This window comes from Sporosarcina sp. YIM B06819 (genome assembly GCF_033485175.1).
In the GTDB taxonomy this organism is placed as follows: domain Bacteria; phylum Bacillota; class Bacilli; order Bacillales_A; family Planococcaceae; genus Sporosarcina.
In genome coordinates, this window is record NZ_JAWLIQ010000004.1 from 1 (window position 1) to 7,682 (window position 7,682).

Sequence of the window (7,682 nt, forward strand, 5' to 3'; positions counted from 1 at the left end):
CGAAGCAGGAAGCAAACAAGGCTTGTAAGATTTTTATAGGTTTTTGGCAACGGAATAGATGATGGGAAAACGTAAAGTAGCCGTCGAAGATTTGTTCAGCTTACAATCTGTAACGAATCCGCAGTTGGCGCCGAATGGCAAGGAAGCGTTGTTTGTTCGTACACATATTGAACAAGAGGATAATCAGTATGTGTCGCATTTATTTCACGTGGATTTGGTGTCGAATGAAGTGACACAGTGGACGCATGGTAAGGGGAGCGTATCATCGCCGAAATGGTCGGCTGATGGCAAGCAAATCGCCTTTTTATCGGATCGTGACGATAAGAACCAGGTGTTCATATTACCTGCAAGAGGCGGGGAAGCGAAGAAGCTAACATCTTTTGAAAAAGGCGTGTCGAGTTTCCTTTGGTCGCCATGCGGCCATCAAATCTGGGTAAACGCAGCCGTAAAAGAAGGCAAGACGTTTACGGATAAAGAAGAAAAAGAAGACAAGAAAAAGCCGGAGCCGTACCGTGTGACGACAATGAAATATCAGATGGACGGAGCAGGACTGCTGCCGCAAGATGAGTTCAAGCAAATTGGCGTGGTCGACATTGCGACAGGAGATGTGGAACAGTTCACAACAGGTAATTATCAGTATGGATTGCAGGCGATATCGCATGATGGTAAGAAACTTGTGATGGGTGTCAATCGGCAAGATAATTTAGATTATGAATTCCGCCAGCCATTATTCATCGTTGATATCGAGACAAAAGAAGAGACTGTGCTGATTGAAGAACAAGGCCATTACGGCGGTGCACAGTTTTCGTATGATAATCGCTATATCGTGTTTGCAGGTTCGGACAGATCATACGAAAATGCAACACATGATGACTTATATGTCTACGATACGCAACTGGCAACGCTTATGAATTTGACGGAAGGCCTCGATGCGCCGGTTGGTGATTATGCGATTGCGGATCATCAGCAAGGAGCAAGTGCACCGGTAGCCGTTTGGACAAAAGACAATCAGTTGTATTTCCAATTGTCAACGATGGGTGATGTCCAGCTGTATTTTGCAACACTTGAAGGCGAATTGTACCCGGCAACTCCGGATAATGAGCATGTCTATGGCTATGATGTTGCTGTGGATGGTGAGTTTGCGTTGGTCGCGGTCAGTAACGCTGTAAACCCAGGAGAGTTGTATAAGCAGACAATTACAACGGGGGAAAGACTAACTCTTACTTCATTTAATGCAACTTATTTGGACGATGTTGAACTTGTTGAGCCGGAAGCGATCTTCTATAAAGGGGCAACCGATTGGGATGTTCATGGGTGGCTGATGAAACCGGCGGGCTACGAGGAAGGTAAGAAATATCCATTGATCGTCGAAATCCACGGTGGACCACACGCGATGTACGGCAATACATTTTTCCATGAATTACAGCTATTGGCGGCACAAGGATATGGTGTACTGTACGTCAATCCACGGGGTAGCCATGGCTATAGTCAGGAGTTTGTCGATGCTGTACGTGGTGATTATGGTGGTGGCGACTATAAGGACATCATGGCAGGATTGGATTATGTTATTGCGGAGAATGATTGGATTGACACGGATCGCTTAGGTGTAACAGGTGGTAGCTATGGCGGTTTTATGACAAATTGGATTGTGGGCCATACGGATCGTTTCAAGGCAGCTGTTACACAGCGTTCGATTTCAAACTGGATTAGCTTCTTTGGTGTATCTGACATTGGTTACTATTTCAGTGAATGGCAAATCGATGCGGATATGACGGACGTTGATAAGCTATGGGAACATTCACCGCTGAAATATGCGAAGAACGTTGAGACACCACTGCTCATTCTCCACGGCGAAAAAGATTTCCGCTGCCCGATTGAACAGGCGGAACAGCTGTATATCACATTGAAAAGCATGGGCAAAGTAACGGAATTTGTACGTTTCCCAGATGCGAGCCACAACTTGTCGCGTACAGGTACGCCGAACTTACGTGTAACGAGGCTGGATGAGATTACGGGTTGGTTTGAGAGATATTTATAAGTATTGAGTAAGCGGAGCCAGGCACCGCCACAATTCGAAGTGCGCGAATGGTGTCAATGCCTGGCTCCTAACTCTACTCACTATACAAATCCCATTCTTTTGCATATTATAGAAGTGAGTAATCACTCACTAAGGGAGAGGGGTGGATTTTATGCAACTTACAAAGGCGTGTGTATCAATTCGTCACGTATCTAAAAATTTTAAAAAGCATCATGTACTGGAGGATATTAACTTAGAGATTTTTGAAGGGGAGATTTTTGGGCTACTTGGTCCGTCTGGTGCGGGGAAGACGACGTTGGTCAAGCAATTGTCGGGGTTGGATATGCCGACAAAAGGAGAAAACTTTGTGTTTGGTGAGAAAATGCCTACGCTACAATTGATGAATCGCATTGGCTATATGGCGCAGTCAGATGCGCTGTATGAGGATTTATCAGCGAAAGAAAACTTGCAATTTTTCTCGGCACTCTATGGCTTGAAAGGTGAAAAAAAGGCTAGTCGAATGGCGGAAGTGATGGAGCTTGTTCAACTGTCCAATGACATGACAAAATTAGTTTCGAACTATTCGGGTGGCATGAAACGCCGGTTGTCACTCGCCATTGCGCTGCTTCATGAACCGGAATTAGTTATTCTCGATGAACCGACTGTGGGGATTGACCCCGTATTACGGAAAAGTATTTGGCATGCATTTTATGACTTGAAGAAACAAGGCAAAACGCTAATTGTGACAACGCATGTCATGGATGAGGCGGATAAATGTGATCGACTGGGGTTAATGCGCGATGGACGGCTCATTGCGGTTGGTACGCCGGCTGAATTGAAAGCGCAAACCAACTCAAATACAATTGAAGAAGCATTTCTTGTGTATGGGGGTGCAAAATCATGAGAGTGATGGCTTTAGTCAAGCGGATTTTACAGCAAATCGTACGAGACAAACGGACAATGGGGTTACTCATCGTCGCACCAATTCTTGTTTTGACGATGCTATACTTAGTATTCAGCGGGGAAGCATATACTCCGAAAGTTGGTTTAGTGAATGTGCCAGCTGCCGTCGCGGAGCACATCAATGTTGACGGAGCGCAAGTGACTGAGTTGGGCAGTGAACAAGAAGCCCAGGAACAGTTGAACACGCGGCAACTAGATGGCTATATCACGTTTGAAGGTCAGTTACCTGTTATCCATCTTGAAGGTAGTGATCCAAGCGTATCAGGCGCAACGATGCGCTGGTTCCAATCGGCCATGACAACTGATCAAGCGCCTAAAGTGAAAGTTGATTATTTACATGGCTCTAGTGATATGGGGCAGTTTGATTATTTTGGGCCCGTACTTCTCGGGTTTTTCGTATTCTTTTTCGTATTTCTTATTGCGGGTGTATCTTTTCTGCGTGAGCGAACAACTGGCACACTTGAACGACTACTAACAAGTCCATTGCGCAAATGGGAAATTGTTATTGGCTATGTGTTGGGCTTCGGTATGTTCACGATGATTCAGGCGACGGTTATTGCCGCGTATACCATCTATGTGCTCGGCATGGTAATGGAAGGCGCATTCGGTTATGTGCTACTCATTACATTATTGCTGTCATTAACAGCGTTAACACTAGGAATTTTACTATCCTCTTTTGCTAATAATGAACTACAAATGATGCAATTCATACCCATTGTCATCGTTCCTCAAATTTTCTTTTCGGGTTTATTCAACTTGGAAACGATACCGAGTTGGTTAAGTTGGCTTGGTCAAGTCACGCCGTTGTATTATGCAGCGGAAGCATTGCGCGATGTGATGGTGAGGGGCTATGGTTGGGGAGAAATTTATATAGATGTATTGGCGATGGCAGGATTTTCACTGTTGTTCATTGCCATAAATATTATTGTACTGCGTAAATATCGTAAAGTATAAGGAGACCATCATGCCCAATCAAGATCATATGATAGAAGAAATGTATAATAGCGAAGGGAATTTAACGGAAAAACAAAAGAAGATTTTAGCCGCGGCGACTGAAATGTTTGCTGAAAAAGGCTTTGCGGGAACGTCGACAAGTGAAATTGCTAAAAAAGCAGGCGTGGCAGAGGGGACTATTTTCAGACATTATAAAACTAAAAAAGAATTGCTGCTGTTCATCGTCACCCCTATGATGGTAAAACTGATTGCACCATTCGTCATCAAGGATTTGAATAAAGTACTCAATCACGAATACGAACAGTTTGAAGACTTCATACGCGCGATGATTGATAACCGTGCGAAATTCTTGGAGAAAAACAGACCTATCATACAGGTCTTCATCCAAGAAATTCCGTTCCATACGGAGTTAAGAGAGCAGTTTATCGAGCATGTCGGGACAAAAGTGATGGCTCGCTTCGTGCAAATCATTAAACATTATCAGGCAAACGGTCAAATTTGTGCAATGCCCGCCAGTTCAGTTATTCGCCTAGTTGGCTCAACGATTCTTGGCTATTTCGTAACGAAAAATGTGTTGGCCGCGAAAATGGCATGGGATGATGAGGCCGAGATTGATCGGATGGTACGATTTTTGATGAAGGGATTGGCAATTGATCACACTACAAAATGAAACACCCAGCTTAACACATACCCCAAGAGGATATAGGTCAAAAATGATCCCATGGCCATAGCCCGGCGATGATGTATGATAAATTCTGATAGGCTGGTTGTTGCAAGTAAGCTGATTGAAATCCCGAGTAAAATGGCTTGGCCATGAGTGGTTAGATTGAAATAGTGGCCAATCCAAATAAATAAGCTAAAGCATAAGGATAGGCTGATGAAAACAAGTAACAGGCCCCCTAATGATTTGCCTTGCGATAGCAGTGCTGTTGTCAGGGCGAATCCTTCGGGCAGATGGTGGAGAATGGTTGAAGTCGTGATGGTGATGCCGAAAGTGGAATCTCCTAATGCATTGCCGATGGTCATGCTGAGTGGAATGGTGTGGAGTAAGAGGGCGATTGTTAGTAGGTAGAGAGATGGTGTTTGACTAGTTGTTGGGTGAGCTAACTGGCGAAGCGCTTGAAATAATAGATAGCCCATCAAGACGCCAAGAAGGAGGCCAAACATTTCGTACATTTGTAAAGCGGTTGGAATGATGTCGAGGGCTAGCAATCCGACTAGAAACCCACCACATAATAGCGACAAACCTTGCGTTGTTTGTTGAAAGAGTTTGGAGACAATCCATGCAAAAATGCCTCCTGCACTCACGCTAATAAATAGAAATCCACCGAGTATCACTGCACTCAATTGTGTGCTCCTTCCGCTACATAGACCTTGTAAAATAATTATATGCGCTGTGCGGACTTGTATGAGAAGGGCGCCAGGAAAGTTTGGTAAGCTTTTATTACGTAAGAGATTTGTATCAGAACTAAATGCCTATTATTCTCTTTCTACAAGACTAGTAGTTGAACAAACACCGTGTTACAATTTATTCATCCGGTTTTATTTGAATCTACGGATGATTGGCACTTGAAGAAAAGTGTAGGAAGAGGATGATGAAATGAAAAAGATGTTGAGGGGGCTTCGGGGGATCAAAGGAAAATTAATTGTGTCTTTTACATTGATTTTGATTATTCCTTCGATCCTAATTGGAACGCTTGCTTTTATGACGGCCAAAGATGCAGTTAAATCCGAGATATTGGCTGGATTTACTGAAAACGTCAATTTATTAAATACTTCAATTGACAATATGTTGCAATTAAAAGTGCATGATATGAATACTTTTTCTGGGAAAATTTCGATGAATATGTATGAGGGAGATAGTAGTCCTCAGATCCGTCGCATATTCGGTCAATATAGAGATTTGCATCCGGAAGCCGAAATTACCTATATAGGAACGAAACATGGTTTATTTGTTCAAGAACCAGATGTAGGTATTCCAGATGGCTATGATCCAAGAAAAAGACCTTGGTATATAAACGCAATGGAGAACAAAGGTGAATTTGTCATTTCTGATCCATACGTTTCTGCGAGCACAAATGAAATCGTTGTGACGATTTCCCAAGCTATTAAAGATGGGTCTGGCGTTGTGGCGGTTGATATTAACCTGAATTATTTACAAGAATTAACCAATCAAGTGCGTATTGGTGAAACAGGTTATGCAATTATATTGGATAAGAATAAAGGCTATATCGCTCACCCAACTGAAGGTATGGGGGAAGAAGCAGCTGCCAGTTTAACGGACCTACTCTATACGGGGAACACGGGACAAGCTGAACTGAATTATGACGGCGGCCAAAGGGTAATGGCATTTGTTACAAACGAGTTAACGGGTTGGAAATTGGCAGGATCGATTGCTTCTTCGGAAATTGCTGAAGCAGCCTTACCGATATTGCAAAGAACGATTCTTGTTATTGGAATTGCATTAATAGTGGGTGCAGTGTTTGTTATCTTCATCACCAAATCAATTCTTACCCCAATTGTTCGACTAAAAGAACAAGCAATTACGATTAGCGAAGGGGATTTAACGCAGGAGATTGAAGTTAAATCGAGTGATGAGGTTGGTCAGTTAGGTCAGGCGTTTAATAGTATGCAGGACAGTTTAAGAGCATTGATTCAAAATGTGGAAAAAAGTGCTGAACTAGTAGTTAGTTCTGCAGAACAGTTGTCGGCAAGTGCTGAACAAACAAGTGAAGCAACGAAGCAAGTGGCGACTTCAATTCAGGAAGTCGCACATAGTGCGGAGGTGCAAACGGACGGGGTAGGCGCCGCAAGTCAATCGCTAGCCGATATATCTGTAGGCGTCACACAAATCGCTGAAAACTCAATAAAGGCATCCGAGCTCTCTTATCGTGCGACGCGAGAAGCTGAAATAGGTGGACAAGCTGTTACAGATACCGTCAATCAAATGACGTCTATTCATGAATCGGTCAAGGAATCGAATACGATTACTCAATCATTATATGAACGATCTAAGGAAGTTCGGTCGATTTTGAATGTCATTACGGAGATTGCGGGACAAACCAATCTCTTAGCTTTGAATGCGGCAATAGAGGCGGCAAGAGCTGGCGAACATGGTAAAGGATTTGCGGTTGTGGCGGATGAGGTTCGGAAACTAGCTGAGCAATCCCAGAGGTCTGCGACAGAAATTCATGCAATCGTTGAAGGTATTCAAATAGACACGGAGAGCTCTGTTGAAATCATGGAACGGATTACGGAAAATGTGCAGGGAGGTATGACTGTCTCTACTGAAGCGATTGAGAAATTCAATCATATCCTGCAAAGTATGAAAGAAATCACACCTCAAATGGAGGATATTTCTGCAACTGCGCAAGAAGTCTCGTCTGCTGTTCAAGAAGTGACCGCAACAACGAATGATATTGCAAGTAGTGCACAGGGAAATGCGGCAGCATCCCAACAAGTGGCGGCATCTTCAGAGGAGCAATTAGCTTCAATGGAGGAAATCAGTACATCAGCCGAATCACTGTCCTTTATGGCAGAAGACTTGAAGGCATTGATTGCTAAGTTTAAGTATTGATAATTGAATAACAGTAAAAGCTCTTTGATCGAGTCTATGGTCGAAGGGCTTTAATTGTTAGCTTTATAAGTACAAATACGTGCATTTAAGTGTCCTCAAGTGGACAAAAATTTTCAACTTGTAGTACAGTAGATGTATGGAAAAATTACTGTTAATGAAAGAAGCGGTCCA

At 43.3% G+C, this 7,682-nt stretch carries 6 protein-coding genes; 5 read left to right on the forward strand and 1 reads right to left on the reverse strand.

Annotated elements, in window-relative coordinates:
- Positions 1–61: 61 nt before the first annotated feature.
- From R2B72_RS02775 to R2B72_RS02790, 4 genes are all read left to right on the forward strand, one after another.
- Positions 62–2,038, forward strand: a complete 1,977-nt coding sequence (locus R2B72_RS02775; protein ID WP_318614683.1) for a S9 family peptidase — start codon at positions 62–64, stop codon at positions 2,036–2,038.
- A 151-nt stretch (positions 2,039–2,189) separates the two neighbouring features.
- Positions 2,190–2,921 carry an ABC transporter ATP-binding protein gene (locus tag R2B72_RS02780; protein WP_318614684.1) on the forward strand — a complete coding sequence of 244 codons (732 nt, stop codon included), beginning with the start codon at positions 2,190–2,192 and terminating at the stop codon, positions 2,919–2,921.
- Complete coding sequence (locus R2B72_RS02785) at positions 2,918–3,934, forward strand: ABC transporter permease (protein WP_318614685.1); 1,017 nt, start codon at positions 2,918–2,920, stop codon at positions 3,932–3,934. The genes R2B72_RS02780 and R2B72_RS02785 overlap by 4 nt, the downstream gene beginning before the upstream one ends.
- A 10-nt stretch (positions 3,935–3,944) precedes the next feature.
- Positions 3,945–4,604: a TetR/AcrR family transcriptional regulator gene (locus R2B72_RS02790; protein WP_318614686.1), complete on the forward strand. Its 660-nt coding sequence runs from the start codon at positions 3,945–3,947 to the stop codon at positions 4,602–4,604.
- Here the strand turns inward: R2B72_RS02790 and R2B72_RS02795 are convergent.
- Positions 4,589–5,272 (reverse strand): zinc transporter family protein, encoded by a 684-nt coding sequence (locus R2B72_RS02795; protein ID WP_318614688.1) that lies wholly within the window; start codon positions 5,270–5,272, stop codon positions 4,589–4,591. The two genes, R2B72_RS02790 and R2B72_RS02795, sit on opposite strands and share 16 nt — an antisense overlap.
- Before the next feature lie 262 nt (positions 5,273–5,534).
- On the opposite strand from R2B72_RS02795, the gene R2B72_RS02800 reads away from it, so the two are divergent.
- The gene (locus tag R2B72_RS02800; RefSeq protein WP_318614687.1) at positions 5,535–7,511 is read left to right on the forward strand and encodes a methyl-accepting chemotaxis protein; all 1,977 of its coding nucleotides are present in this window, start codon (positions 5,535–5,537) and stop codon (positions 7,509–7,511) included.
- Positions 7,512–7,682 lie beyond the last annotated feature (171 nt).